This window comes from Microcoleus sp. T3_D1, assembly GCF_036700405.1.
Lineage (GTDB): Bacteria > Cyanobacteriota > Cyanobacteriia > Cyanobacteriales > Microcoleaceae > Microcoleus.
Window position 1 is genome coordinate 1 of record NZ_JAUBOV010000035.1, and the last position, 25793, is coordinate 25793.

The 25793-nt window shown below is 44.6% G+C and carries 29 protein-coding genes; 9 read left to right on the forward strand and 20 right to left on the reverse strand.

Annotation, left to right across the window (positions count from 1 at the left end):
• A partial coding sequence (locus QT992_RS16960) for a transposase (RefSeq protein WP_333377359.1) occupies positions 1-710 on the forward strand: 710 nt, incomplete at its 5' end.
• Positions 711-804: 94 nt separating this feature from the next.
• Positions 805-960 (forward strand): zinc ribbon domain-containing protein, encoded by a 156-nt coding sequence (locus QT992_RS16965; RefSeq protein WP_333313422.1) that lies wholly within the window; start codon positions 805-807, stop codon positions 958-960.
• Positions 961-1048: 88 nt separating this feature from the next.
• Here QT992_RS16965 and QT992_RS16970 read toward each other — a convergent pair whose 3' ends face one another.
• Entirely contained in the window at positions 1049-1999 is a 951-nt protein-coding gene (locus QT992_RS16970) for a hypothetical protein (protein ID WP_333313344.1), read from the reverse strand.
• Positions 2000-2300: 301 nt separating this feature from the next.
• Between QT992_RS16970 and QT992_RS16975 the strand changes: the two genes are divergently transcribed.
• From QT992_RS16975 to QT992_RS16995, 5 genes are all read left to right on the forward strand, one after another.
• Positions 2301-2516 (forward strand): hypothetical protein, encoded by a 216-nt coding sequence (locus QT992_RS16975; protein ID WP_333313345.1) that lies wholly within the window; start codon positions 2301-2303, stop codon positions 2514-2516.
• 599 nt (positions 2517-3115) lie between these two features.
• Positions 3116-4018 (forward strand): MBL fold metallo-hydrolase, encoded by a 903-nt coding sequence (locus tag QT992_RS16980; protein ID WP_333143739.1) that lies wholly within the window; start codon positions 3116-3118, stop codon positions 4016-4018.
• A gap of 328 nt (positions 4019-4346) precedes the next feature.
• Positions 4347-5609, forward strand: a complete 1263-nt coding sequence (locus QT992_RS16985) for an RNA-guided endonuclease TnpB family protein (RefSeq protein ID WP_333341245.1) — start codon at positions 4347-4349, stop codon at positions 5607-5609.
• On the forward strand, positions 5602-6822 hold the full coding sequence (locus QT992_RS16990; protein ID WP_333341242.1) for a bifunctional riboflavin kinase/FAD synthetase: 1221 nt from the start codon (positions 5602-5604) through the stop codon (positions 6820-6822). The genes QT992_RS16985 and QT992_RS16990 overlap by 8 nt, the downstream gene beginning before the upstream one ends.
• Before the next feature lie 294 nt (positions 6823-7116).
• The gene (locus QT992_RS16995; protein WP_333313349.1) at positions 7117-8025 is read left to right on the forward strand and encodes a MoxR family ATPase; all 909 of its coding nucleotides are present in this window, start codon (positions 7117-7119) and stop codon (positions 8023-8025) included.
• A 364-nt stretch (positions 8026-8389) separates the two neighbouring features.
• Here QT992_RS16995 and QT992_RS17000 read toward each other — a convergent pair whose 3' ends face one another.
• The 19 genes from QT992_RS17000 to QT992_RS17090 all read right to left on the reverse strand — a co-directional run bounded on the left by QT992_RS17000 (position 8390) and on the right by QT992_RS17090 (position 24535).
• Positions 8390-9589 (reverse strand): glycosyltransferase, encoded by a 1200-nt coding sequence (locus tag QT992_RS17000; protein ID WP_333341239.1) that lies wholly within the window; start codon positions 9587-9589, stop codon positions 8390-8392.
• Positions 9590-9867: 278 nt separating this feature from the next.
• Positions 9868-10179 carry a helix-turn-helix domain-containing protein gene (locus QT992_RS17005; protein WP_333341236.1) on the reverse strand — a complete coding sequence of 104 codons (312 nt, stop codon included), beginning with the start codon at positions 10177-10179 and terminating at the stop codon, positions 9868-9870.
• 156 nt (positions 10180-10335) lie between these two features.
• Entirely contained in the window at positions 10336-10833 is a 498-nt protein-coding gene (locus QT992_RS17010; RefSeq protein ID WP_333106185.1) for a helix-turn-helix transcriptional regulator, read from the reverse strand.
• A gap of 82 nt (positions 10834-10915) precedes the next feature.
• Positions 10916-11314, reverse strand: coding sequence for a helix-turn-helix transcriptional regulator (locus QT992_RS17015; RefSeq protein WP_333106184.1), 399 nt, complete (start codon positions 11312-11314; stop codon positions 10916-10918).
• Between the two features lie 75 nt (positions 11315-11389).
• Positions 11390-11707 carry a hypothetical protein gene (locus QT992_RS17020; protein ID WP_333341232.1) on the reverse strand — a complete coding sequence of 106 codons (318 nt, stop codon included), beginning with the start codon at positions 11705-11707 and terminating at the stop codon, positions 11390-11392.
• A gap of 631 nt (positions 11708-12338) precedes the next feature.
• Positions 12339-12644 (reverse strand): transcriptional regulator, encoded by a 306-nt coding sequence (locus QT992_RS17025; protein WP_333341229.1) that lies wholly within the window; start codon positions 12642-12644, stop codon positions 12339-12341.
• Positions 12645-12726: 82 nt separating this feature from the next.
• Positions 12727-13077: a type II toxin-antitoxin system RelE/ParE family toxin gene (locus QT992_RS17030; protein WP_333106180.1), complete on the reverse strand. Its 351-nt coding sequence runs from the start codon at positions 13075-13077 to the stop codon at positions 12727-12729.
• Positions 13078-13446: 369 nt separating this feature from the next.
• Positions 13447-14088, reverse strand: a complete 642-nt coding sequence (locus QT992_RS17035) for a hypothetical protein (RefSeq protein WP_333341226.1) — start codon at positions 14086-14088, stop codon at positions 13447-13449.
• Positions 14089-14090: 2 nt separating this feature from the next.
• Positions 14091-15170 carry an RAMP superfamily CRISPR-associated protein gene (locus tag QT992_RS17040; protein ID WP_333341225.1) on the reverse strand — a complete coding sequence of 360 codons (1080 nt, stop codon included), beginning with the start codon at positions 15168-15170 and terminating at the stop codon, positions 14091-14093.
• Position 15171: 1 nt separating this feature from the next.
• Positions 15172-15639, reverse strand: coding sequence for a hypothetical protein (locus QT992_RS17045; protein ID WP_333341222.1), 468 nt, complete (start codon positions 15637-15639; stop codon positions 15172-15174).
• On the reverse strand, positions 15636-16595 hold the full coding sequence (locus tag QT992_RS17050; RefSeq protein ID WP_333341219.1) for an RAMP superfamily CRISPR-associated protein: 960 nt from the start codon (positions 16593-16595) through the stop codon (positions 15636-15638). The genes QT992_RS17045 and QT992_RS17050 overlap by 4 nt, the downstream gene beginning before the upstream one ends.
• 29 nt (positions 16596-16624) lie before the next feature.
• A complete protein-coding gene (locus tag QT992_RS17055; RefSeq protein ID WP_333106174.1) occupies positions 16625-17245 on the reverse strand; it encodes a hypothetical protein in 621 nt (206 codons plus the stop codon).
• Between the two features lie 28 nt (positions 17246-17273).
• Positions 17274-18128, reverse strand: a complete 855-nt coding sequence (csx7, locus tag QT992_RS17060; protein WP_333341216.1) for a type III CRISPR-associated RAMP protein Csx7 — start codon at positions 18126-18128, stop codon at positions 17274-17276.
• 16 nt (positions 18129-18144) lie between these two features.
• Positions 18145-19311, reverse strand: a complete 1167-nt coding sequence (locus QT992_RS17065; protein ID WP_333341213.1) for a putative CRISPR-associated protein — start codon at positions 19309-19311, stop codon at positions 18145-18147.
• A 43-nt stretch (positions 19312-19354) separates the two neighbouring features.
• Positions 19355-19870, reverse strand: coding sequence for a hypothetical protein (locus QT992_RS17070; protein ID WP_333309485.1), 516 nt, complete (start codon positions 19868-19870; stop codon positions 19355-19357).
• A gap of 2 nt (positions 19871-19872) precedes the next feature.
• Complete coding sequence (gene csx10 / locus QT992_RS17075) at positions 19873-21141, reverse strand: type III-D CRISPR-associated RAMP protein Csx10 (protein ID WP_333341211.1); 1269 nt, start codon at positions 21139-21141, stop codon at positions 19873-19875.
• Positions 21128-21853, reverse strand: a complete 726-nt coding sequence (locus tag QT992_RS17080) for an RAMP superfamily CRISPR-associated protein (RefSeq protein ID WP_333341208.1) — start codon at positions 21851-21853, stop codon at positions 21128-21130. Before QT992_RS17080 ends, csx10 begins: the two co-directional genes overlap by 14 nt.
• Positions 21850-24231: a type III-B CRISPR-associated protein Cas10/Cmr2 gene (gene cas10 / locus QT992_RS17085; protein ID WP_333341205.1), complete on the reverse strand. Its 2382-nt coding sequence runs from the start codon at positions 24229-24231 to the stop codon at positions 21850-21852. The genes QT992_RS17080 and cas10 overlap by 4 nt, the downstream gene beginning before the upstream one ends.
• Positions 24232-24292: 61 nt before the next feature.
• Positions 24293-24535, reverse strand: coding sequence for a hypothetical protein (locus QT992_RS17090; protein WP_333341202.1), 243 nt, complete (start codon positions 24533-24535; stop codon positions 24293-24295).
• Positions 24536-24612: 77 nt separating this feature from the next.
• Here QT992_RS17090 and QT992_RS17095 point away from each other — a divergent pair, with 77 nt between their 5' ends.
• Together QT992_RS17095 and QT992_RS17100 are read left to right on the forward strand one after the other, a co-directional pair.
• Positions 24613-24939, forward strand: coding sequence for an MgPME-cyclase complex family protein (locus QT992_RS17095; RefSeq protein WP_333121453.1), 327 nt, complete (start codon positions 24613-24615; stop codon positions 24937-24939).
• Positions 24936-25673: a hypothetical protein gene (locus QT992_RS17100; RefSeq protein WP_333341199.1), complete on the forward strand. Its 738-nt coding sequence runs from the start codon at positions 24936-24938 to the stop codon at positions 25671-25673. The genes QT992_RS17095 and QT992_RS17100 overlap by 4 nt, the downstream gene beginning before the upstream one ends.
• Positions 25674-25793: the final 120 nt, after the last annotated feature.

A 25793-nucleotide genomic window follows, 5' to 3' on the forward strand; every position in this document is an offset into this window, starting at 1 on the left:
CAGCTCGACGATTAGCGATAAGAAATCGTGCTGCCAGTCGCAAGCAAAAAGGCTCTAGCAACAGGAAAAAAGCACAGATCAAGCTGTCTCAAACCCAACACAAGCTAACCCAAAAAAGAGACGGATATAACTGGAAAGCTGCCGATAAGATAGTTAAAACGGCTGATGCTGTAGCGCAAGAAAACCTAAAAATAACCAACATGGTTAAACGCGCCAAACAATCGCACGATGGAAAAGGAGGTTATAGGAAGAATGGTGCTGCTGCCAAGAGTGGACTTAATAAAAGAATCCTAGATTGTGCTTGGGGGGATATTTTTGGAAAAATAGCGTGGCTAGCTGCGAAGTCTGGCAAGCCTGTATTTGCAGTTAACCCCCGACACACTTCTCAAGAGTGTCCTAAATGTGGACATACAGAGAAAGGCAACCGAGACGGAGAAAAGTTCGTGTGTCGCGCCTGTGGTTATGCTGAACACGCTGATACAGGAGCCTCTAGGAAAATAGCCAAGAAAAGCGGTTTATCATTTCCGCGTAATCAAAAAAGACTACCTGCGGACTGCGGGAAAGTAACGCCTTTGGAAATATCAATCCCTAAGTGGGTTGAGCCTAGGAACCTTAATTTATCGGTTAACTCGCAGTTATCTAATGTAGAAAGCGGTTATCCAGAAAAAAGGATATCCGGATTAATTTCCGGAGAATCCCCGCTGCTTTAGCACGGGGAGTGTCAACAACTACCTCAAGAAGCAACCTGAATTCGCTTAGATAAATCGGTTGTCTAGCCGAGTCTACCAAAATGCTTTGATTGACTTGAAAGATGCGTTTACTCGATGTTCTAAAACAAGCTCAAATTGTGGGAATAAAAAAGATATGCCACTGGGCGTTCGGACTTATTATTGTCCTGGTTGTGGTAGATATATCGATCGCAATTGTTGGAATGCAAGCGTTAATATTTTGAACTCTTAACCCTCGGCAGCCAGGGGGATAGCCGACTCCCTCCACTACGTTGGGCCCAATAGCGTAGGAAGTAAACTCGGATTATCTAAAGATAGCTTTAGATAAGTTTAGATAATTTGTCCGAAGCAACAAAGCCATAAGTAGCGTCCCAAGTCTGCAAACCTTCGAGAAGGGCATTGCGGACTAAAGCTTCTGGTTCCCGACTCAGCATCAGGCGAAAGCACTCGGCAGCGCGGGAACGGGCGATCCTCTGCGAGGGCTTCGCTAACGAACTTTTGACAGAGCTCACAGGGCCAAACCCACCCTGATTCACCAAATCGGTCATTTGCCGCACTGCAATCAAACGCTTCACGGGGTCAGCATCAGTCAAATCCGCCAAGATGCGATCGAGCACCACTTCATCTTTTGCGGCCCCCAGACTCAACCCTTGCCGCAGCAACAGTCCTGCAATCGCGATCGTGCCCAAATTCTGCAAAATTAGGCTCAAAGCCATCCAGTGGCTGCTTGAGTCCGCCCAAATCGCCAAACTCATGTAAGCGCCCAAGGTAGCAATGCCGCCGGTGCCGACGGCTAAAACGAAGCGGCGGTTCGGGCCTTCCCAAAATTGCTCGCCTTTTGCTCGCAGCAATTGCCAGTCCCACGACTGCCCTCGGTAAACCAGCATCATCGCTGCTATCCCCAGGCCTGTGGAAAACAGTAACTGACTGTTCCACCACCCCCAAACTGCTGCCAGGGTGACAACTGCCAGCCAACCTTTCGATCGAGTCAAACTCTCTAGCAGCCACTTGAGAAACGCAGTAGAAACCACAGGCGATCGGGCCCACTCGCTCTTGCCATCTACCCTCCGGCGCATTGTTTCGGCAGTCCGGCCTGTGGCTGTTGGGGTTCCCGGCGGGCGATCGTCGGAACTAAATTTCCTCAAAGCTTGGCCATCCGTCATTTCTACAGACAGGTCGCTCAAGGGGAGATTACCGAGTTCCAAAGTGCGATCGGACACTTTCACAGGCGATCTATTCAGCTTGGTTGTAGTTTTTTTAACTTGATTCATACTGACTTTTTTGAAAAATAACTTAAAGTTATCGAGGCTTTTTTAGCAGTGATTTAGATTCTCGGCAAACAAGAGTCTAAGACTCTATGATACCCGAAATTCAAACCCGTGGCCAGTACCGCAACTGCGCCAAATTCCGAGAAATCCTTACCAAAGATAGAGCTATTGAAGATTGTTGAGAAAAGCACCACAGGTTAACAGGGAATATTTCTGAATCACTCTTGAGGCCCTTGGGCGATCGGAGTTGGCATGATGGCAAAAACTCGAAATTTTTTAATTTCCGAAAATAGGGGAATTTTGAGTGATTCAATTCGTCCGCCAAGAAATGCACGACGAAAATTTAGCCTTTTGCCCGGTGGCTGGGGATGTCGCTGCTACCCCGGTGTCAGATGAGGCTGGGTTCAGCTTGACCGCTAGCTGGACGAACCGCCGCCTCTGGGCGAGCCGACAATCCAGACAGTATGGGTTGATAATTAATAGCAGAAGCATTCCTAAACTGCTAAGATTTTGGAATTAATGGGAGTTGAGTTAATTAAACCGGGTTCTGCTAAAAAGGAGTCCCTGATGCTCATGGGCAGGGGTTAAATGGCGGGAGCATCTCAAGTCGGGTAAATTAACCCTCCTTCTTGTAGAGGCACGTTCACGCCCGATCGGCAACATCAGCCAGATATCGGCGCAAAACAGCCCCGACACCTGCATATTATGGTCGCTAAACCGGACTAGATAGCAGGAAAGCCATCATCCGCGTTCCAACCCGTAAAGCAGCAGGGCAAACAAGCAACCGCGCGATCGGGTTCGGCAAGTGCGGAGGCTGGAACAAACAGCGGCTTTTGACCAAACTCAGACAGAACTGCTGCCCCAAAGTGTGTCTGCGGAGGTTAGGCTAGTGAAGAGACGAAAAGAATAGTTACGATCGAGACTTGATTAGTCTACCTTGTAATTTATTGCTCAGTTGTCAAGCCCAACAGTTTTGCATTCTCGCGATGAGCGAGACTCTTGGCACTTTCAACAAGTGGGGAACTCGACCGTCAAAGAACTTGGGTTTGATGGTAAAGCCCTTAGTAATATGTAAACACCTTATCGATAACTCGCCGGAACAATCTTGCAAGAAAACCCATGTCTAGTATGCACAACCAATTCACGGTTCACTTCTGGGGCGTTAGAGGTAGCATAGCGTCTCCCGGAGCAGAAACAGTACGTTACGGGGGCAACACGCCCTGTGTAGAAATGCGAGTGGGTGACAGTCGCCTAATTTTCGATGGCGGTACTGGATTGCGGGTTTTGGGACAAACTCTCCTGTCCCAGATGCCCGTAAAAGCTCATATGTTTTTTACTCACTCTCACTGGGATCACATTCAAGGATTCCCATTTTTTGTCCCAGCTTTTATTCCTGGGAACTGCTTTCACATCTATGGGGCTATTGCTCCTAATAAGGCTACTATCCAGCAGCGCCTCCACGACCAGATGCTGCACCCCAATTTTCCGGTACCCCTGCAAATTATGGGGGCAGACCTGAAATTTAACGATATAGAAGTGGGCAAACCGCTGGAAATCGGAGAGATTAAGGTGGAAACTGCTTTGCTCAACCATCCGGGCGAAGCTATAGGCTACCGCGTAAACTGGCGGGGGTATTCGGCTGCTTACGTGACTGATACCGAACATTTTCCCGATCGTTTAGACGACAATGTGCTGTATTTAGCTCAGGATGCTGATGTGCTGATCTACGACGCTACTTATACCGATGAGGAGTATTATGCCCCGAAGAGCAGCAAGGTCGGCTGGGGACATTCGACTTGGCAGGAAGCGGTGAAGGTGGCAAAGGCTGCTAATGTCAAAAAGTTGGTGATTTTTCACCACGACCCGCTGCACAATGACGAGTTTTTAGACAGGGTGGGAGAAGAAGTGGCTCAAAGGTTCCCGAATAGTTTGATGGCGCGGGAAGGTTTGTCGTTACAATTGCTGCCTCCTGATAACGATTTGTCTGAAGCGTTGGTGCAAGCGCCTCAAGTGTCTGTCTGATGGATGTGAGATTGCCAGATGGTTCTGAAATCTTGAGGTCGGAAATCTCAAATTTAAGTTAGGGGTTTAAAGCTGTAACGTGATTCTTAGACAAAGTTACTCATTGATGGAATTGTTGGGTAACTCTCTAGCAAGTCTCTCGATAACGTCACTAAGACTGCTTGCGGTAAGCTGAACTCGTTTTTCCTCTAGCCACTTAGTAGCAGTCTCGGTTAGGCTGAGGTTGACCTTACGCTTAGGCTCGCTGTAAATCTTTTTTCTAGGCATTTTGTTGTTCCGTATTAATTCCGCATACAATAAGAGTAAGGCAGAAATGAGGTAAAAGCAAATGTTACTTAGTTTCAAGACGGAATTAAAACCTAATAACAAACAGGTGACTAGATTTCGGCAGCATTGCGGAGTAGCAAGACACGCTTACAACTGGGCAAATTCAATCATCCTTGAAACATTGACACTCAGGAAGACGGATAAAACTATTAAGATCCCTTCTGCAATTGATCTACACAAGCGTTTAGTGGCAGAAGTCAAACATGAGCATCCCTGGTATTACGAATCTTCCAAGGCAAGCCCACAACAGGCTCTGACTGAATTGAGAACAGCTTGGGATAGATGCTTCAAAAAGGTATCTAAACAACCTAGATTCAAAAAGAAAGGTGTATCGGGGGACTCCTTCTACCTAGAACAAGGAACCAAAGCAAAGCCAGGAATTAATAACGACGGCAAGCGTGTCAAGTTACCTAAGATTGGCTGGGTTAGGCTACACGAACCATTACCAATTACGGCAGTTCACAACTGCGTAATCAGTCGAAAAGCTGACAGATGGTTCATTGCTTTTAAATACGAAATTGAGCAGCCCGCAACTCTACCTGACCGTCCTACCGTCGGAGTTGATATCGGCATCAAGCAGCTAGCTGTTTGTTCTAACGGCGAAGTCTTTGCCAACCCTAAAGCCTATCGTCGGATGAACCGTAAAATGAAACGTCTGCAACGGCGTGTCTGTGCGCGAGTCAAAGGGTCTAACAACCGCAAAAAGGCAATCGCTAAACTAGCTAAGCTGCACCTAAAAGTGTCAAACATCCGAAAAGATGCTATTCATAAGCTAACAACTTACCTCGCCAAAAACCACAGTGAGGTGAAGATTGAAGATTTGAATGTTAAGGCATTTTTGAAGAACCACAAGTTAGCTGGTGCAATCGCCGACTGCGGAATGTACGAGTTCAAACGTCAACTTGAATATAAAACCGAAAAGTTTAACTCAAAACTGACGCTCATAGATCGATTCTTTCCTAGCAGTCAAATCTGTTCAAATTGCTGTAATCATCGGCATAAAATGCCATTAAGAGTCCGAGCCTTTGAATGTCCCAGTTGTGGAAATATTCAAGACCGTGACTTGAATGCGTCGAAAAATATAGAACGTTGGTTTGAAGGAATATTTATTCCAGAACGTTCAGAATTGGCGGTGAGTTCCACCGTGTCAGCCTGCGGAGTAGACAAACCCGACAGCAGTCATGTTGTCGCTACTGTGAAACAGGAAGTTAACACCACAAGCACTCCTGTCCAGCTATCTCTAGATTTGGGTAGCTATGGGTAAGTTTTTCAGAACGGTAACTTCTTCTTGTAGCGCTGCTCTGACTCCAACTTCTGTTGCCTTGGGAAACTTTGATGGTTTGCACCTAGGGCATCGACAAGTCGTGCAGCCAATTTTAAATCGATCGCCTGGGCAAAATTCTGCGACGGTTATTGCGTCGGGGCCAAACTTGCTCTCCAACGCTGGCAGAGATCAAAATTTGGAAACAGAACATCTGGCGACCTGCGACAATGACTCAGCAGCACCGCCCGATCGAGCCTGCAGCAGCCATAATTTCGATGGTTTGATAGGGCAGACAAGGGCAGAGGGCAACAGCCTCTCTGGGATCGATTCTGATGGGGTCGATCGGCTTTACGGCACTGTGGTGACATTCGATCCCCACCCGCAAGAATTCTTTACGGGTCAACCGAAAAAACTGCTGACACCTCTGGCAGAAAAGGTAGAATTGCTCGCAGCAATGGGCGTCGAGCAACTTGTGCTGCTGCCGTTCGATCGAGAACTTGCGGCTTTGACTGCTTCTGAGTTTGTCGAGGAAATTTTGGTGCGACAACTAAAAGCGAGTCGAATTAGTGTGGGGGTTGATTTTCGGTTTGGACGGGGACGCGCTGGGACGGCTGTGGATTTGCAGTCGATCGCCTCTGGTTACGGTATTGATGTTGCTCTTGTACCCCTGCACAATTGCGGTGAGGGCGATCGGATCAGCAGTTCTGCAATCCGCGAAGGTCTGGCATCCGGCGACCTCACAAGAGCGAATCAGTTGCTGGGGCGACCTTACAGTTTAGTCGGGACTGTGGTTGGGGGACAGCGGCTGGGTAGGACGATCGGATTTCCTACTGCTAATATCGAACTGCCGCCGGAAAAATTTTTGCCACGTTTTGGCGTGTACGCGGTGCGAGTCTCGGTGAAGCAGGGAGGGGAAAAGATGAAAGAGGAAAGTTCTTCCTATCAGCGGGAAAATCCCAACTCTCTAATTCCCGGCACAGCATCAAATTTATCTTTTGTCAATGGGGTGATGAATGTTGGTTGCCGCCCGACAGTAGACGGCCTGCAACCCACTGTGGAAGTTCACCTGTTAGATTGGTCTGGGGATTTGTACGGTCAAACCTTGAGCGCGAGTTTGGTAGAGTTTTTGCGACCCGAACAAAAATTCGCGTCTCTGGAAGCTCTCAAAACTCAAATTCAGGCAGATTGTGATATTGCTAGAAGCGTATTATAGCCTTGGGCATAGGGCATAGGGCATAGGGCATAGGGCATAGGGCATAGGGCATAGGGCATAGGACTCGTCCCCATACCTCACCACGCTTGAGAACCGCTATAGCTGCTAAAGTCTAATAATTATGCGATCTAGAACGGGCGATCGGTTTTAAAAATGGTGCAAGATGAGTCAGACTAAATTCTACTTGTACAAATCCGAAGTCCGCAAGGCAAAGACTCAAGAATTTGGCAATCTTGATATCTTTTCAACAATTAGCAACTAGCAATTAGCAATTAGTAATTAGAAATCAGGGATATGAGACAACATATTGAGCGGCTCAAACAAAATCTAGGCAAAACTATGGTCGGCAAAGCGGATGCTATTCGCTTGGTGCTGGTAGCCGTGCTTTCGGGCGGGCACGCGCTGCTGGAAGACGTGCCGGGTGTGGGAAAAACGCTGCTGGCGAAGTCTTTGGCGCGATCGATCGATGGGAAGTTTCAGCGGATTCAGTGCACTCCCGATTTGTTACCGACGGATATCACGGGTACTAATATTTGGAATCCGCGCAGCGGAGAGTTTGAGTTTTTGCCCGGGCCAGTTTTTGCTAATGTTTTGCTTGCCGATGAAATCAATCGGGCGACGCCGCGAACTCAGTCAGCTTTGCTGGAAGTGATGGAAGAAAAGCAGGTGACAGTAGATGGAGTTTCTCGAAATGTTCCGACGCCGTTTTTTGTGATTGCGACTCAGAACCCGATCGAATATCAAGGCACTTTTCCGCTACCGGAAGCGCAGATGGATCGGTTTACTTTGTCTTTGACTTTGGGCTATCCCGCTGCGTTGGAAGAGTTGCAAATGTTGGAACGGCTTTCTGATAGTTTTGCTGTTGAAGATTTGCAGCCTTGTATTTCTTTGGAAGAAGTGCAGGAATTGCGTCGTTTGTGCGCTGCTGTGAAGGTGGAAGGCTCTTTGAAACAGTATATTGTAGATTTGGTGCGATCGACGCGGGAAGATGAGGAGATTACTCTGGGGGTGAGTCCCCGGGGTGCGGTGGCTTTGCACCGGGCGTTGCAGGCTTTGGCGTTTATGGAGGGCCGGGATTATGGGACTCCTGATGATGTGAAATATTTGGCACCGCACGTACTTTCTCACAGGTTGATTCCGGCGGGCGGAAGGAGGGCTAAGACGATTGTTGACAAGTTGTTGCGATCAGTTCCTATTCCTTAAAAAGTTTGTAAGTAGGTTGCTTTAATTAAAGGAACAGGCAAGATGTCTGTTCCACAAACAATTACAGCTTAATTAAAGGAACAGGCTTTCCGGCCTGTTCCACAAACAATTACAGCTTAATTAAAGGAACAGGCTTTCCGGCCTGTTCCACAAACAATAAAGAATTACAGCTTAATTCAAGAAACAGGCTTTCCGGCCTGTTCCACAAACAATTACAGCTTAATTCAAGGAACAGGCTTTCCGGCCTGTTCCACAAACAATTAATTTTCCTGTGGGGAGTAGGGGTTGGGCATCCTGCCCACCCTTGAAAGACTTATTAATAATGGTGCAAAATGTCAGTTAATCCATAGGTTTTGCACCATTCTCAAGCACTCTCAAACAGCGCCACTAATTTCTTTGCCTCTAAATCGACATTGTGTTGTTGAGCAACTCTCTCTGCTCCTGTTTTTCCCATTTGTTCTAGCTTTTCTAGAGGTGCTTCCAATACCGCGCGCATCGCTACGGCTAATGCTTCTGCGGAACCGGGAGGAACTAACCAACCGCAAACACCGGGTTCTACGAGTTCCGGGATGCCAGCAACATAGGTGCTAATTACGGGCCGATTGAGAGCGAGGGCTTCCATAATTACAACGGGCAAACCTTCAGCAAAACTAGGCAATACCATTGCCCGTGAAGCTAAAATCTCTTGCTGAACTCGATCGCCACTAGCCCAGCCGGTAATTTCTATATGGTTTTGCAGGCCGAGTTGCAGAATCTGCTGTTCAATATCCGATCGCAGCGGCCCGTCTCCTACGAGTACCAACTTAAACTCTAAGCCTTGAACTGCTAACTTGCTAGCAGCTTCTAGCAATAACAAATGACCTTTTTGTTCGCTGAGCCGGCCAATGCAAGCTAAGCGGGGTGCTGCGGGTATGGGGACGTAGGGTGCAGTTAAAAATGCAGCATCTACGCCGCAGTGTATGACGTGAATTTTTGACCAAAAAGTGCGATCGCACCACCGAAAAAGCTGACTTTTACCGAAGGAACTAACTGCTGCTACAAAGGTCGATCGCTTAATTTTTTCGTCTAAGGAAAGAAGTGTGGCTTTATCAAATTCTTCAGGGCCGTGAACGGTGAAACTGTAAGTCGGGCCGCCAAGTACGCGGCACAGCATTGCGACTGTTGTCGAATTTGTCCCGAAGTGAGCGTGAACGTGTGTTGTACCGGATTCGGCAAACCAATTTAAAAGAATGCAAGCTTCTGCTAAATAAGCTAGATGCAGCAAAATCCCCCGTTCCGAGTGCCAGCCAACTTTGAACATTAACCGCACAGCTTCGATGAATCGAATGGGTCTAGTTGCGGCAACGCGCAGCAAAGCCCACGCTAACCCCTGTACGCCAACTCCTAAGATTACTTTAGTCAATTCTTGCTCTAGTTTGTCGGCCTCATCAACGAGTTCTGACTCGCAGGATCGGATCGAAAAGCGTGCGACTTTCAGGCCGCAATTTTCAACGGCTATAACTTCTCTGCGGACAAAGCTGTGGCTGACTTTGGGATATTGGTTAACTAGATAAGCGATGTTCATGAACGGGGATAAACTTTTATGGTAAAACTCTATATTAGTTTAGCCTTTAATCGATTGAAGTCAAGACAGGATTTTGGGTGGGGTTATTTATTCTGTTATGTTTTGATGGATTGGTTCGCGATTTAAGATAAGGGCATCAATGGTTTTATAAACACTGAAATGCCTACCGAATTCCCCAACAAAAAAATCTGTTTTTTGTCAGGGATTGTCTCAGCTTAATTATAGGGGGCGAAATTAAAGCCACCTACTTTGTCAGGTGGCTAGAAAAAAATGCAAGATTACGAATTGGCTAAGCAAAGTTGTTGCCGAAGTTCTGGGGGAATCGCTTCAAAATGCTCTAACAGAAAATTCATCAAGGCGAGGTGACGCAAGTCGTGCAGTTGGGGATGGCGGTGCTTGCCTCCCCTGGTAAACCAGCGACGCACAGTAGAAAGCGATCGACAGCAAATGAGAGCTAGAGCTTCTTGCGGGACATCCCATTTTGCGTAGAATTGCTGCGGAGTCATCGCCAGTTGACAGTCAGCGTAAAGCTGAATGATTCGTTTTTCTCGATCGGTAATCGGGCGAGGCCTCAAAGAATGGTGTATCATAGAGGTGATTTTTTAATTTTGAATCGGCCAGTGCCAAATTTGCGGCGCTGGCTTTTTTTTTGGGGGCTTTGTTTTTTGGCGCGATCGCACTTGACAATCGCCTAGCTAAGCCTTACTCTAACAATATACAACTTAAAATTGTAAAATGTCAACAACTTAATCTGTGTTTTTAGATTCTGCCCTAAAGCTGAAACCAGCTACTTCGGCGACTAAATTCAGATGTTTTAGCGTGGAACGAGCTGGTGACTGTCCGTTCTCCCATTTACTTACAGTCCTCTGGTCAACCCCCAACCGTTCTGCAAATTCTGCTTGTGTCAACCCCATATGGAGACGCAATGCGTTGATGAGTTCGCCATTCCACTGCACCCGATCGCCCGCCTGCTGAACCTGAATTTTCTGGATTAACTTGCGAAATGTTACCCGTTGTGCGTCGAAATCGACTGTTTCCACCCGATATCCTGCCTCCATCCAAGCGGTAGCTTGCAGAGCGCCCTTTTTGCGGTTGCTCCACCAAGCTTGTTGAGTGCGTGCGGAAGGGGGGAGGGCGTTGTTTAGTAATGCCTCTATTTCGGCGAAGTTGAGGGTTACTTCGTCGAGATGGCGATTTTCGCGCAGATAATCTAAGAGCGACTGGTACTTGCTGCCCTCCTTCATGCGGTGTTTTGTGAGGTTTTCAGATATAGAATGCCACAAATCGGGTGAAGGGCAAAATAGCAGCGCGCGATCGCTTTTTTATTTAGGCGCTCGCTTGCGACAGAGGAATCGGAGCAAAAAGAGCTGGTTGGCGATCGTTTCGCGGAATGAGAGCAATTTGGACATCATAGCCTAACTCATTGGCATATTCCGCCAGAGTTTTCAACTCTATGCGATCGCGCGTTCCCTCAATTTGAGATATCCTTCCAGGGCTTTTTTGCACTTCGCGAGCCATTTCTCTAACTGTCAATCCGCGAGAGTTGCGAATTTTTTGCAGCAATTCTCCCAAACTATCTAAAATGAGAAAATATTCTAATTTTTGTTGTAATTCCTCTGCCGTAGTAGGTTTGAGAGTTTCAGGAGGATTGACATCTACCATTGCTTCTGGTTCGGCTAGGAGTGCCGCCAATAAATCGCTTGCTTTGCCATCAATTTTTGTCATATTTTTTACCTCGGTTAGTTTATACTAACACTTGTATGCCATTCCGCGCTGCTTGGATAACTTCGGCTGTCCAATTTAGGAATGCAGCACTAGCAGCATCTTCTGTTTTGCACTCAGCGCGACAGAGAGCAAATTCTGTGTGAGAAATTTGGAAAAAATAACTCGTGCGCCACCTTCTTCTGCCCGAGATTTGAGTTCGTAAATCGGCCCTCCTAAATGCTTTTTGTATCTGCAATTCATACCGTTGGCTTGTAAATCCGAAATCATTTCGATGGCTTTTTTCAAGCAGCTATGCTTGCTGAGTTTCGCCAACTCCAGCAAGTCTGTCAGAATTTGGGGCCGTATTCCTGGTGGATCGTTGGGATGGATGGTGTTGTAAGTTTTATAGGACATTGGTTTAGTCTAAGCTAAACGCTTTGTTTAGTCAAGGCTAAACAAATGTGTCGTGAAAATGCAAGATTACGAATTGGGCAAGCAAAGTTGTTGCCGAAGTTCCGGGGGAATAGCTTCATCATGCTCTCAGAGAAAATTCATCAAAGCCAAGTGACGCAAGTCTTGCGGTTGGGGATGGCGGTGGTTGCTTCCTCTGGTAAACCAGCGACGGACGGTAGAGACCGATCGACAGCAAATTAGGGAGATCCTGCGAGATCCTTTGGTGCTGAGTTCCCCAAATCGCACATTCTTCCTAAGCTGACGCGATCGCCCTTGACCGAATGGAGGATTGGGAAAGGGCGATCGCGCGTCTGAAAAAGTACGGGAAGTAATTAGCTCGATGGATTAAAGTCCCCTTGCGGGGAAGAGGTGAAAACTGAATCAACTGTTCAATCACCATACTAGAGGCGTGTTTCCATCCCCTTGCGGGGTAAGTTGAAAGACTTGTTGAAGTCTTTGGAAAATTTTCACTCTCCAGTCTTCTAAAGAATAGCTGTCATTTTGATAAAAGTCAAGCCCTTCTCTGCAAAAAAGAGCCGGATGATTATAATCTCCCGAACTCTTTTTTGTTGTCGATACTATTGAGTATTACTTACTCGAACTGAGCAAGAACGATTTCCTTGTCAGGGAAATTAGCGACTAATTTTAGACTCCCACCAAGAGCTTGGATGTAGCCATAGAGGGCAGATACTTGAATATCCTCTGGGCTATCCAAATCAGAAAAAGTGGAATCAAAATTGCTGAGTTCTTTTTCCAGTTCCTCATCTGCATAACCCAACGACTTTAGCTGTTCCAAAAAGGTAAGATGAAGTAAGGCGAGTTGAACTCGCTTTTCAATTTTTGCCCTTCGCTCTGGCTTCATCCGCTCTCGTAATACACTAAAAGACTTTGTTCTCATATCTCATATCAACTTGTGTCCACTTTCAGCTCCTTATGGTGGTGAGGAGTGTGCAATTTACAGAAATGCTTTATTCTGATATCTACCCTTCTTCCCTAAGCTCTTCTAACAGTTGGTCATAGAGCCGATCTGCTGTCGGTACATTTTTCTTATACCAGCGATCGTTACCAGTTTTGTCGCCTCCTAAAAGGAGTACCGCAACCTTCCGGGGATCGAAGGCATACAAAATCCGGTATGGCTTCGTTTTATGTTGTACCCGAAGTTCTCGCATACGTCCGTGACGAGAGCCCTCGATACCTGAACTGTGAGGAAAGCCAAGAGTCGTTCCTTTTTCTTCTAGGAGCCGAACTTTGACAGCAATAGAATCTTGCGTTTCTGCATCAAGTGTTTCCCACCACCGCTCGAATTCGTCAGTGAACTCAATCTCCACCATGTTATTTTCCTTTTTCTTGTTAAATACGTTCTATCTGGCGCTTGAAAAGTTGATTCAGTCGCTCTAGCTGGAGCTTGAAGAGTTGATTCAGGTAAGTTAAGGCGTTTCAACCTATACATACATTTGTTTCCTATGTTAAGTATCAAAATTTACAAGGTTTAGAGTTTAAACTCTGAGCCTACCATTCATATTACACTATATATTACAGTCTGAACACGCTCGGTATCGCTCGATATTTGGCATTGCTAAAGCGAGAGGATGAAATCCGCAGAGACAACCCCCTCGTTGTTTTCCGAAACTCTGACAAAGTAGGCACGAAACACGACCCTTACGCCAAAATCATCCAGCCTTCAGGAAGGCTCAATATTTTTATTCACAGCATTTGACTTTTCTAAGACTGCCATCCTCCTTAAGGTCTAAAATTTCCACCTTAACCGTTTGTCCTTCAGAGAGGGATTGTGCTTTTTTTGGTTCTTTTTCAGTTAGCCTGATAGTTCCCAGAATTTCATATGTCACCTTGTTTCCTTTTACAGCAGTAACTTTGGCTTCGACAATTTGACCCACTGCAAACTCATGACTGCCGATCGCCTTAGCAATTTCAACTTGTCTCGCTGACTCTACAACTGGGGCCACAACTTCTCCAATCGGCCCCGCTTCTTTGTAGTAACGCATCAAACGAGATGCCCAACCTAAAATTTGCAGCAAAGTGCTAGCATCCCCTTGAAATCCTTTGAGACAATCGCTACAAGCTTTGTCGATGCTGCGGTAATAATCTGTGGTTTTGCCACTGTGTCCGATTTGTCTGCCATTACCGACTAGGGTTTTAAGATACTTGAAAAACCGGGAATTGGCATCAGCTTGATTTTGATTAACTGCATTGCGGAGATAGGCGATCGCCTTTCCTAATTCATTTACATCAGTTTGTTCTTTAACTAAAGTTTGAGCAATCGCGTGGGCAATTCCCCACTGGTTTTCGGTCAAAGATTCTGTCACTAATTCAGTATTCGACATCTTTAATACATTCCTGTTGGAGGTTCGCGATCGGTCGGATATTTCAACACTTCAGCTAGTTGTTGCAATTGAGTTGCTTGCACTAAACTAGAATGAGCAGCTTGAATATTTTTTTGCATAAATTGTTGCAATTTTGTGCCAGTTATGCTGTCAGATTCAGGAGGATTGTAGGATGAATAGCGATCGCGCAAATCTCCCTTGTTCTGCAACACCCTCGCCGCTGTCACCTCCACAGTCATTGTTCCCATGCCGATCGGCTTCCCGCCGCCTACCTTGAGGGCGATCGGATACTTTGGATCTTGCCCCAACACAATCAAAAGCGTTCCTAACTCTGCTGCTGTTAAGTTTTTGAATTGTATCTGTGTTTTAAAAGTATACTCTTTAGCCGCTTGCTGAACGGTAATTCCTTGATTTTGACCTTTGTCGATCGCCCGAATTGTGTGATAGTAAAACTTGCGCCCTGCTACGTTGCCTCTTGCGTCAAAATATGCTCGTCTTTGATCGGGACGGGGACGATATAAAGATGGCATAAATCCCGTAGCAAAGCCTGTATTTTCGCATTTAGCATCGCTGAATTCAATTAGCCCTTGCCAATCTAAGGCACCGAATACTTGACTTGCCGGACAGAGTTCTTGTTTATTTTTACATGGCAAGCGTTCTTGCGGAATTTTATCTCTGTATCTTGATGTAATTACTGCTAAAGTGCTGTTAGTAATGGCTTCGTATGCTGACCGGATGCAGCCTTTGAGAGAACTACCTTGAATAGATAACTTTTGGTCAACATTTTGAACCATTGTTTTGATTAAAGGCACGCGGCTGCCTATGTCGCTACCCATGACAACTACGCCTGTAGAGACGTGCAAAGTAGTCTGAACTTTCAGAGTGAGAAACAAAGTTCCGTGCAGGCGATCGCCCAAATATTGGTGATGTCCGGCCGGAGGTTTTTTTGGCGGTCGTTCTTTGGGGAAACTAATTAATTCATAAGGTTTAGGTTCTCCAGTTTCAGCGGGATTATTATTAGAAACCGGACTACTTGGCGGCGGTGTAGAACGTCGGGGCTTGGGTGGGAGATTTGTAGTCATGTTAACTCCTGACTGTGAGGGCGACAAAATGAACGGTAGCAGTTCTTTTTTCTTGAAAGTATCGCTGACCTATGCTAATATTGTTAGAGACAATCTTTTCATCATTTTCTCCTTTATAGACAAAAGTTTTAGGGAATTTTGGTTCGTCAAGGGGGTGAAAGTAAGCCGTGCGATCGCACCATTCCCAATTTTCACCGATCGGCTCAAATCCTTCTAAATCGGCTTCAACTCGACTCAGCAGTAACGCTTGATATGCACTTCCCTGCTTTTTCCAGCGCAATTCGCGATCGGCATTAAACATTTGCCCTTCAAAACCGGGAAATTCTTGGGGTAAGTTCATACAAATGCCGCTGACTGCGTGGGGCGATCGCACAAAATAATAACTTTCCTCAGTTGCTAATTTGTCTAGCAACTCTTTAACTTCATCTCGTGACAAACCCGATCGAACATATACAAAACCTTTGTTCATGCTGCGGTACCTGTTAAAAGCTTACTCCAAGCACAAACTGCACATTTAAATAAATTCGGTACACCAGTCTCACCGTCGCCTTGCCATTTTAGCTGCACTCCAAAACCTAAATCCATCGGTTCAGCAGGAATAGGGGTTTGTTCGCGATCGGGTTGAGAAAAGCCATAACTTGCAGCTTCTTCAGTCTCTAAAAATTCTCCTGCGCCCAGCAAGAAAGCGTGTCCCCATCGACCGGATTTGACTATTTGTTGAATTTGGCGAGTATCTTCATCTAATTTACAACCGGGATATTGAACTACGGCTTCGTTATATTTGACTGTCACCGTCCCCAAACCGCGAGATTTGGCAAAACCGATTCCAAACCAGCCATCATTTAAGTCTCGCAAAACTAAGCCAATCAAGCCTAATTGTGCTAAGGAAAAGTTTTTGAGATGTATTTTAGTGCGAAATTCTCCGGCGGTGCAGACTTGGTAGTTAAAGGGGCCAACGGCTACGGAACCGAAAACGCGATCGATCGCGACTCCATTGCGTTCTTGAATTTTGAGCTGTTTCTTATCAATTGGGTGAGCATCTTGGATTCTAAGTCTGCTAGCAATTGAAGTGTTGCCGAAAATGCGATCGGTAAAAGAAGAGAACTTGTAAATATCGCTGGATGATTTATTTTTCAAGTAATCATGCTTGTCATTCAATGGATCGTTAGCCCAGAGAACTTTCGGATCATTAGGATTACTATCTCTTCCTAGGGTTCTGACAATTCTCTCAGCATGAGCGCGAATAGCACCTTTCAAACTGCTTCCCGGTAGATAAATTGACTTCCCTCCTGCGTGGTAAGTCTCGACAAATTCCATATCTGGTTTCGTTGGATCGGCTCCTTCTTTACCAGATTTGATCAGAATCGGCCCGTCAGGAAGGAGAGTTAAGTCAATGGTACAGTGGTTGACAATTCGTTTGTGCATAGTTGAGTAGGTCGAGAGATGGTTGGGAATTAAGCGGCTACTAACTGATTTAGCTGAACTTCACACTGTTGGAAAACATAGTTAACGGCAGCAAATAGTGGATCTAGCTCTTCTATTAAATAGCGGTTAATATTTTTTGTAAAAACTGTTTCTTCCAATTTACCAAACTCCCAATCCTTGCCGTTGGAAACAATACCAAAAATTATTACGTGAAGTTCATTGTTAAGTCGCTGTGCTGCAAACATTTCAGCTAGGCACTGCGCCCAGCCTTCATCGAACTTGTCTTGCTTGGCCTCAACTAATAGAAAATAAGGCTTGCCAAACACAAATTTTCCTAAAGGGGAGCGTTTAGTCAAAATATATTCAGGAAAACCACACAGATTCTGGTCGTAAGTAAGAGACTTATGGCTCCATAAAACAAACTTAGTATAATAAGATTTCCAAACTTCTTTGAGAACTGGATAGATCAAATTTTCGCACACAGCAAACTCTGAATTGTCCACAACTGCTTCCCGCATCATAAATGCTAAGTCTTCCCGAAAATAGTCAGGGATACTAAATGCAGTTTCTCCCATAAAATTAGCTTCAGTGTAAGTAATCTGAAACTCTTGGAGAACTTCACCGATATCTTTATAATTGCTGAAACTCATATTGACCTCCTGTGTGGGATGTTTAGTTTTAGCCTTGAACTATTTGAGTTGGAGATGATTGAGAAGTTTTATTTTTCAGGAGTTTATCGATCAGCTTTTGTACCCAGTCATCTTTATAATCGGCTGCATCTTCATAAGCCGTTTCATCTCCCATCACTAACTTTTTTAAGTATTCTAACAAAAATTCGGGATGGTCTTCGACATCAATCCAGCGCATCTTATCAATTTCTAGTTTAACCACTCCTAAGCCGCGCGATCGCCCTCCTCCGAGAGGTATTTGTTCGGTCTCAAATTGATGCAAACCAATCATTAATAAACCCAATTCCCAATCATGAGCATTTTCAACTACTGCTTTAAAATCAAAGGGAGTTGCGGCGGGGACAACTTGGTAGTCGTAAAGTTTGCCATCGGCGGCGGTTTCTGTGTCTCTGTCAATGGCTACGCCATCTCGTTCTTGATATTGTCCGAACCACGCATCGGGTTGTACAGTTAAGTCGCGAACTTGAAATTTGCTGGCCATCCAAGGAGTGCCAAATAAACTGCCAATATCGTCTGTTATTTTGATGAGTTCTTGTGTTAGCTCAAAGTCATTATTCTTGTGTTCATCTTTCAAATATTTGACTTGATTGTTTCTAGTTGAACTTGTGTAGTTAGCCGGATCTTCGGCTAAATTTGGGTCGATACCTCGGAGGAAGCTCTCTAAGCGCGATCGTAGTGCACCTTTAAAGCTTGAACCGGGAATCAAAGGTCTACCCAAAGCATCTTTGATTACAGGTAGATCGGAGCCAGTGGGTTCGGTCGATCGACCTTTACTAATGCGTAAGGCGGTTACAGTTATGAGCGTTCCTGTGATTTCCAGTCGGTTTTTGAATGTGTCAAACATTTCTTCTTTGCCTAATTTAATTTGTTTCTTTTCCTTCTACATAATCATGAGTTCCATAATATCGCAGAGTTAGATTTCCATTTGAGACTTTACAACTAACTCGCCAATGTATTCCAACATAAAAATGATAAACTTCTTTTTCTTTTGCTCCTTTGTAGGGAGAATAACTAACTAATTTCACTAAATCTCTAGTATCACCGTTAGATTCTTCGAGTAAGCCCGAAACTTTAGCCAATGTTTCTTGGAGTTTAACCTTTTCTTGTGCCGTACTAATGTTGTTATAGTCTCTGGGAAACCTATTTTCGTCGTAAGATAGCCTGGGAAACTCTTGTAACTTCTGTGACAAAAACTCATCTTTACACTGATTCCAAATAAGCTGTCCCCAATTAGAAATGGTCATTTTGCCATCAATTTCTGCAATCATAGCTTCTGGAATGTTTTTTGTTTTTGATGGAAGTAGCCCAGCACCAGCATCGAGTAATGCTAGAGTAGGTACATGATCTGTCAGCCGGGAATAATCTACGGTTATGGGTAAGCGAGGTATAGTAATTAAATTTGAGCTCGCTCCTTCAAAAACATAGATAATTTTATCGGCATAAAACATCCCCATTGTATTCATACATCCTTGCAATGCTTTAAATCCACCTACCAAATTGAAATAGATTTCATAGTTTTTTTCCTTGTCTTCCTTTACTCGTCTATCAAGCCAATCTAGTAAATTGTCAATTCCCTGATTGAAAACTTTATTATCTGCTGTTGAAAGTTTTTCAGGTGTATACACTTCAACACTAATTTTTCGATCCCGTAAAAATTTTTCAACAATATTTGCTGTAACTTGTCCCTGTGCTGTATCTGTAGTAATTAGAACATGATGGTCTAGCTTACCGTTTTCTAGTCGATCATTATACAATCCATAAATACCATTCAGTTCAGCACTCGCTTCTTTAATTCCGATTGTATTAACTTCATTGAGTTTGGTTTCAGCACTCTGCTTTAAGCTTTTAATTATCTTATCAATATCCGAACCCTTTTCAAGGTTTTTTTCAGTTAGATTAGCATTATCCTGCAAGCAAAAATACCAATCTGATTGAGACTTTTTATTACTATTAATTTGATTAGTAAGTAAACTTGTACCAACAGTTGAAATGACTAAGCGACGTATCTCTTTATCTTTAGTAGACATAAATTTTTCTCCTAATTTTTGAGCGCTCGATCTTGATGTCTGTTTAACTTTCTTGACCTAAATTTTTCTCTCCTACCATTGCTGTATGCTCTCGTGCTAGATAGCCTAGATAGAGCTGTGCAATTTTGAGATGAATATTTCTTTCTATTCTCTCCCGATTCTGAGTATCGGTCAGGTAAGATTCCAGAGGATTACTTTTAGGTAGATTCTTTCTCATTTTTTGTAATATCTTTGTAACGTCCTCATTTAATTTGTCAAGTTCTTTAACTAATGCTATCGCAAACATATCTTCCTCGTTGAGGATTTTCCAGATAGGACTAGAATCTTTGCGACCTATCTGATAGCGAATGTAGTTTTTGATAACTTCAAGGGAAGAACTGGAATCAGTAGCAACAGCCAGAACATTTTTGAAGGGAGATTTTTTATCTTTTGTGGCAATGGAGAATTTTTTAGCTATCCTGTTTACTTTTTCAATTATTGCGTCCATCTGGTTACTGATTTCTCGCTCAATTCTGAGTTCTAATTGTTCTTGTAAGGATATATCTAAAATTTCTAACATATCTACACTGCCTCCTCTCTAAATATATTATGAAACTGGTTGCAAATTTTAATTTGTCCGAAACCTTCGCAAGTGCGATCGCCCAATCCCCTCATTTCCAACTCTCCCAATCTCTTAATCCAAAGCTCTGGTTGAGTTGTACTGAACAAATAAACCGCTCCTTTCGTGGTAATCAACTCTACATCTTTCATCAACCCCCAGCCCGCATTCCAACCAGACATAAAATCATAACTGCTATAAGCCGCCTCCAAATGCAAAGATTTATCTTGAGCTTCAACCCCTGCAAACTGGTGCAACATCTTTTTGGATATTACAGTGGTACGCAGCCAATTTTCAGTCAGTATAGCATCGGATTGCAAGTCCAGGGTGAAGTAAGTGCGGTTTGCTGGTGACTCTTGAATAGGATTGCCAAAAACTTCCCATTTGTACCAACGATCTTTTAGCTTTTGATTGAATTTAGTGATGCGATCGCTCACATCTATCTTAGCATCAATAGGCTCTTTTGTCTCAATTTCAACTTTCCCCAATCCTCGGGAAGTCGAACCGCCTAACCGAAAGCTTTGATGGCGTCGATCGATAAAATTCCGCAGAGATTCTGCTAAATCCTGTTCCACTAAAATCGCACCTAGATAGTAAACAGGATCTTGTTTGGTTTCCTGAGATTCATTCAAAACCTCCAGACTGTAAAGTATTTCTTCCTCAGATGTAGCCCTGCGACGATTAATCCCCACTCGCGTTAGTAGGCGTTTGTTGACCTTAAGACTGTGATACATATCGTCGAATTTACCATAAAAAGTAATGCCAGCAGAATCAACTCTCCCTCCATCTTTTGGGCAATTTGGATCGTAGGGATATCCATAAGATTCAGCACAAAAGCGATCGATTAAAGTGTCAAAAACGCCATTTCTTTCTGGATCGTCCTCTTCCTCTTTGAAACCCGGCTTATTTTTAGAACTAAGTGCTGTTGCAGGTAAAACTCCATATTCTTCAAATGTATCTTTAGAGACTAGATCGCCATCAAATATCAGTGCTGGATAAGCATTTTGAAAAATTGCGGGATTTTCACTCAAGAATAAAGCTTGAAAATCGCCGCCATTTTTGGTCAAATCAGTCGATCGCCCATTCGATAGATCCAAAATTTGAGCAGCCACAGCACCCCGAATCACCGTACCGGGGATATAGTCTACAGCTTCGCCGATCGAACCACCCGGTTTCTGACGGGCGATCGCCAAAGGAGACAAAACCTTAATTTCCAGTTCAATTCGCTGCATTTTCCCCTCCCTTCGCTAGACAATCCCAATCTGCATCAGTAACTTCAAAATTCGGTAAAGTTTCCCAACTCAGCCATCCCAAACCAGCCGATTTACTTCCACCTAATGCGTGAATGTGCTTGAAACCAGCCAATATCAAAGGTTTGGCATAATCGGGACAATTTGGTAACAGATGAATTTGACCCTCAAACCTCAGTGAAGCATGAGGTGGAGAAGTCTCTAAAAAGTAAAGTTTGTTTTCTTCCGCGGTGCGACGGCGGCGATTCATTGTGACTCCCGGACGTATAAAATCAGCTAAATTTTCCGGATTTTCCGTACAAATTAAATCTTCAAAAATTACCCGCGATGGCAAAACAGGATCGCCGAAAATTTGACTAATCAAACAGTGATAAGTCTCATTATATCCTAAAACTTCGTATTCGCTGCGCTTAAATTTATCCGGTGCATTTTCTCGGCGAATTACCATGTTTCCAGGACTAGGAGACTCGGAAATCTCCCAACCCAAGCCTCTAGCAATTTTCTCGCATTCGTGGCGGAGGCGACCTTTGATTTGAGAACCGGGAATTAACAGGTTTCCTTCTGCATTGCGGACAATGGGCTTATCTGCAAGGGAACCGGAGGAACCGCCCGCGCCTACACACAAAGCTGTATCAATTACTGCTGTAAGTGTGTAAGGCTCAATTGACCTTGATAAATTCGTGAGAACAATCATGATTCAACCTCCGCCTCTACCGATATTTCTGAACTAAATTGGGAATCTTCTAATTCAATGAAATCGTAAATATCTACAATTTCTCGCCAGATGGTTTCATATACGGTTCGTTTGTTTTCCTCGATCACAGACATCCAGGGAGCTAGATTACCATTATTTTCGGGATCTTTTGGTTTGCACCAAGCTTCTTCAAACTCTTTTTTAAGTATTTCTGAATTACCATCTTTGAGTCTGGTTCGGAAATAGCGGTAGTTGAGAATTGTTGTGTTTTTCCCTTGTTCTAGGAAACTGCGAATTTGGTAGAGCTGCGATTTGGGAAATTCAGCTTTATTCAAGGCTTTGACAGACTCAATCAATCCACCAATTTCATGCAAAGTGTACGGTGCGGCGTACAACTTAAGTTCTTGAGGACTGTCTTTGGTTAATGCTTTCTTGCGGAAGTCCTCGATGCTAGATGAAAGCGCAGTTACAGATTTCATCACAAAAAAATCCACTGTACCTCCACAGTATCCGTGCTGTTTTAAATCTTTAGCACGTTTTTTGGCTGACTTTAGCAATTGTTCGTAAAGTTTTTTTGCGTAGTAAATCGGAGTTTTATAGTCGGCAATCAACAGGCCGATAGATGTACTTAATTGACAATTAGTAGTTCCTGCATTTTGACTTAAGTAGCGGTGACACTTACTGAGATCGATAGGTTTTTCTGATGGCTGAGTTTGATAGTCACCTTTGATTTCCACACCGGGTATCTGAACTTGTCTGAGCAAAATTTGTTCAAACTGTTCTCCGATGGTTTTGGCGATCGCCAATGCCCGATCTGCTGGTACAATCAAGATAATATCATCGCCACCAATAGTAATAATCTCAAAGGGATGAATCCAAGCGCCATCTTGAAGAGTCGATTCTGACTTGTTATTTCCTTTAAGTTGGCGAGGCTGAAGATGCTCAGCTAAGGCTTGAAAAACAGCATATCTAGTAGCATTGTCAACATCTTCGCTAAAATCTTGATATTCTTGGGGAGTGGTAATTTTTTGAATGTAGCCTCCCATGTTATTGCCGTCGGCATAGATGTAGGCTACAAAGCCATTACTCACACTGCCAAGCTGAGTTAAAGATTGAGCTATTTCAACGTCTTCAAGGTGGTTGTCGCCCCAGTATTTCTGAAGTTTTTCGCGATGGTTTTCTAAGAAATCCTCAAACTTGTCAACCCAACCTTCAATGACATCAGCAGCCCATTCTTTGTTTGTGTACCAATGAGTTTCTTTGATTTTCCCGTGCTTAGCCCGATCGCCCGCTTTGCGTTTGCGCGCAGAAACCTCCGAAAACCAAGGATTGCCCGGAAGACCTTTTTGATTGGGATTGTCGGGATTGTCTGTAGCGCGGGTAATAGCCGATCGGCGATCGGCCTCATCCCTTTGCAAATAAGGGTGCGTTTCCAACATCGGCGGGTAGCGACGGCTGGGGCGCTCTTTAAAGTCATTGCCGCTGCGCCGCTGATTAAACATCACGGCCAATTTAGTAGTTAATTCATTAAAACTCTTGCGATTTGCAAACGCCTCTTCCACACAAGATGGATCGACAGGTTCGTTTGAGTCTTTATCCAGCTTGCCAAAGTAAGCCTCAACCACGGGATTTTTATATTCTTGGCGGTATCGATCGAGCCAAAAGGTTTGTTCTATCGGGTCTCGCAGCAAACCAAATCGAATTTCTAAAAGCTTAAACGTATCTCCAACCGCGCATGAATTAGCAGTTAGGCTTACATAGGAATAGCGTTTTTCAATGGCATCAGCTAACTCATTCACAAAAGCTGCTGGACAGAAAGCTAAGATATTGCCGCCAGTAGAATAAACAATCATTTCGGGAATCAAAGCTGCTGAAAGCTTGGGTTCGCCACGCTTGGGTTCACCCGGAAAGTGATCGTTTAGCCAGACTCCTACTCTTGGCAAGTAAATATTGTAACGTTGAGATTCAGGACGTTTGTCAAAAAAAGCAGGTAAATCAACTAAGTTGATGCGGTCTAGCAGTGCGGATGCACCGCGAATATCTGGCAGTTTTGCGTCTTCAAATACATACTGCTTAACCTTAGTTACACCACCGTAAACTAAGCCAATTTTTCCCGGCTGATTCCACAAGTTCGGGTATTTATTTTGCAAATCAGTAATTGTTTCGGGAAACTCTCCTTGGGAAAATTTCTCGGGAATATTCAGAAGTTCCCGAACCCGATCGACAATTTCCCTCACATCCTCCGGCACTTCCTCCCCAGAATTCAAAGCCCCTCGCATTTCCTGCAACACGCCGATCTCAAATTGAGGTTCGCGTTTATCGCCCCAAGCCAGACACCAAGCAATACCAGTCGCGATCGCACTCCAACAACTTTTCATATGCAAACCACTCCCAATCAGGTTTAACCGCCCCCAGATTGCCTCAATAATTCGTAATTATTCAACCTGCAATTCCATCTAATTTCCTATTGTCACCTAAATTTTCCCGAAAATCACCAGCCCGAAAAATAACCGCCCAAATCCCCAAAAAACCAGCAACTCTCGCAACTCTCACAACTCCCCCAACTCTCACCACCAAAGATTTTTCTGAGGCGACTTGCTCTGCATCTACCCAAGATGACAGCAATAAGGTAAAGTAAACGGCACAAGAGTCTAGAACTCTCCAACGACCGCAACTGAGCAAACCCGCCCCTGACCAGCAAAACTGGTCGGTACAGGCGGCATTAACCGCAAACCGTCAACCCCTAACAACCGAGAAAAATGCAAACCTACTACTACGTTTTAGCCAGCCAACGCTTTTTGCTAGAAGAAGAAGCCCTCGATGAAGTATTCAAAGAAAGAACTCGCAACTACAACGAACAAGAAAAACAAATAGACTTCTGGTTGGTCAAACAGCCCGCTTTCCTAGAAGCACCGACAATGGCAGAAGTTAAAGCAAAATGCCCTCAGCCATCAGCCGCTATTATTTCTACCGATCCAGTCTTCATCACTTGGTTGAAACTGCGATTAGAATATGTACTGACAGGTGAATTTCAAGCACCATCACCAACTATTCCCGATGCCCTTGCATCCCTACAGACAGCATGAATAAAATAGCCAAATATCAGACCCAAAAACTAACAACAATTAGGGGTAAACTGTACAAAATTATTTTGTCTCTCCCCCTATTTTCTGCTACTTGGATCGCCCTTTTGGTCTTGACAATTTTATCGAGTTCTGTTAAAGCTGAGTCGAGCTGCCAACCGCCCCAGTCCGATGAATATCTACTGTTAATTGTCACCCCAACACCCGAACAGCAAGAAAGAGCAAAACGCTCATTCCCTGGAAATACTAACAACACGGTTTGTCAGTACATCAACGACACGGTGACGCGAGTTGGCGGCTTTCGCGACTCGCAAATCGCCAGCGATTGGGTTAAATACATCGAAGATGTTGTCGGATTGCAAGCTTACGTAGTACGATCGCCCGCAGCGGCACTACCCCAAAATTTGCCAGTCTACAACCCTCAGCCAGCACCAGGTTCTGAACCAATCACCAATTCTCCCAGTGGCAATCTTGCCTTCAATCCCCAACCCCTAGGCCCTGGTTATGCAGTGTTAGTAGATTACTTCAACCAACCGGAATTAGCCGCCCAAGTCAGGCAAGCATTCGGCACGCAAGTAGGCTTAGCTTCCTACGGTCAGCGTCCCTTTTTATTCGTCGCTTATACAACGGATCAAAACGCCGCTACTGATGCCGTAAAAGCATTGAGCGATCGAGGTTTTTGGCCGATGTTAGTAGACGGCCGCCGAGTTACCGTAATTTCTCCCGCTGTTCGGTAAAAGATAACCTACCCCCACCATCATTCGGATCGTGAAATCGCTACTAAGCTGAGGCGCATCTAAATTTTACAGTCAACTTTGATGAAATTATTGTGGGGAGTAGGGGTTGGGCGTCTCGCC

Bases quoted from the DNA above. Each gene is read 5' to 3' on its own strand.
- QT992_RS16970 (WP_333313344.1), bottom strand. From the start codon at position 1,999: ATGAATCAAGTTAAAAAAACTACAACCAAGCTGAATAGATCGCCTGTG.
- QT992_RS16980 (WP_333143739.1), top strand. From the start codon at position 3,116: ATGTCTAGTATGCACAACCAATTCACGGTTCACTTCTGGGGCGTTAGA.
- QT992_RS16985 (WP_333341245.1), top strand. From the start codon at position 4,347: ATGTTACTTAGTTTCAAGACGGAATTAAAACCTAATAACAAACAGGTG.
- QT992_RS16990 (WP_333341242.1), top strand. From the start codon at position 5,602: ATGGGTAAGTTTTTCAGAACGGTAACTTCTTCTTGTAGCGCTGCTCTG.
- QT992_RS16995 (WP_333313349.1), top strand. From the start codon at position 7,117: ATGAGACAACATATTGAGCGGCTCAAACAAAATCTAGGCAAAACTATG.
- QT992_RS17000 (WP_333341239.1), bottom strand. From the start codon at position 9,589: ATGAACATCGCTTATCTAGTTAACCAATATCCCAAAGTCAGCCACAGC.
- QT992_RS17005 (WP_333341236.1), bottom strand. From the start codon at position 10,179: ATGATACACCATTCTTTGAGGCCTCGCCCGATTACCGATCGAGAAAAA.
- QT992_RS17010 (WP_333106185.1), bottom strand. From the start codon at position 10,833: ATGAAGGAGGGCAGCAAGTACCAGTCGCTCTTAGATTATCTGCGCGAA.
- QT992_RS17015 (WP_333106184.1), bottom strand. From the start codon at position 11,314: ATGACAAAAATTGATGGCAAAGCAAGCGATTTATTGGCGGCACTCCTA.
- QT992_RS17020 (WP_333341232.1), bottom strand. From the start codon at position 11,707: ATGTCCTATAAAACTTACAACACCATCCATCCCAACGATCCACCAGGA.
- QT992_RS17025 (WP_333341229.1), bottom strand. From the start codon at position 12,644: ATGAGAACAAAGTCTTTTAGTGTATTACGAGAGCGGATGAAGCCAGAG.
- QT992_RS17030 (WP_333106180.1), bottom strand. From the start codon at position 13,077: ATGGTGGAGATTGAGTTCACTGACGAATTCGAGCGGTGGTGGGAAACA.
- QT992_RS17035 (WP_333341226.1), bottom strand. From the start codon at position 14,088: ATGTCGAATACTGAATTAGTGACAGAATCTTTGACCGAAAACCAGTGG.
- QT992_RS17040 (WP_333341225.1), bottom strand. From the start codon at position 15,170: ATGACTACAAATCTCCCACCCAAGCCCCGACGTTCTACACCGCCGCCA.
- QT992_RS17045 (WP_333341222.1), bottom strand. From the start codon at position 15,639: ATGAACAAAGGTTTTGTATATGTTCGATCGGGTTTGTCACGAGATGAA.
- QT992_RS17050 (WP_333341219.1), bottom strand. From the start codon at position 16,595: ATGCACAAACGAATTGTCAACCACTGTACCATTGACTTAACTCTCCTT.
- QT992_RS17055 (WP_333106174.1), bottom strand. From the start codon at position 17,245: ATGAGTTTCAGCAATTATAAAGATATCGGTGAAGTTCTCCAAGAGTTT.
- csx7 (WP_333341216.1), bottom strand. From the start codon at position 18,128: ATGTTTGACACATTCAAAAACCGACTGGAAATCACAGGAACGCTCATA.
- QT992_RS17065 (WP_333341213.1), bottom strand. From the start codon at position 19,311: ATGTCTACTAAAGATAAAGAGATACGTCGCTTAGTCATTTCAACTGTT.
- QT992_RS17070 (WP_333309485.1), bottom strand. From the start codon at position 19,870: ATGTTAGAAATTTTAGATATATCCTTACAAGAACAATTAGAACTCAGA.
- csx10 (WP_333341211.1), bottom strand. From the start codon at position 21,141: ATGCAGCGAATTGAACTGGAAATTAAGGTTTTGTCTCCTTTGGCGATC.
- QT992_RS17080 (WP_333341208.1), bottom strand. From the start codon at position 21,853: ATGATTGTTCTCACGAATTTATCAAGGTCAATTGAGCCTTACACACTT.
- cas10 (WP_333341205.1), bottom strand. From the start codon at position 24,231: ATGAAAAGTTGTTGGAGTGCGATCGCGACTGGTATTGCTTGGTGTCTG.
- QT992_RS17095 (WP_333121453.1), top strand. From the start codon at position 24,613: ATGCAAACCTACTACTACGTTTTAGCCAGCCAACGCTTTTTGCTAGAA.
- QT992_RS17100 (WP_333341199.1), top strand. From the start codon at position 24,936: ATGAATAAAATAGCCAAATATCAGACCCAAAAACTAACAACAATTAGG.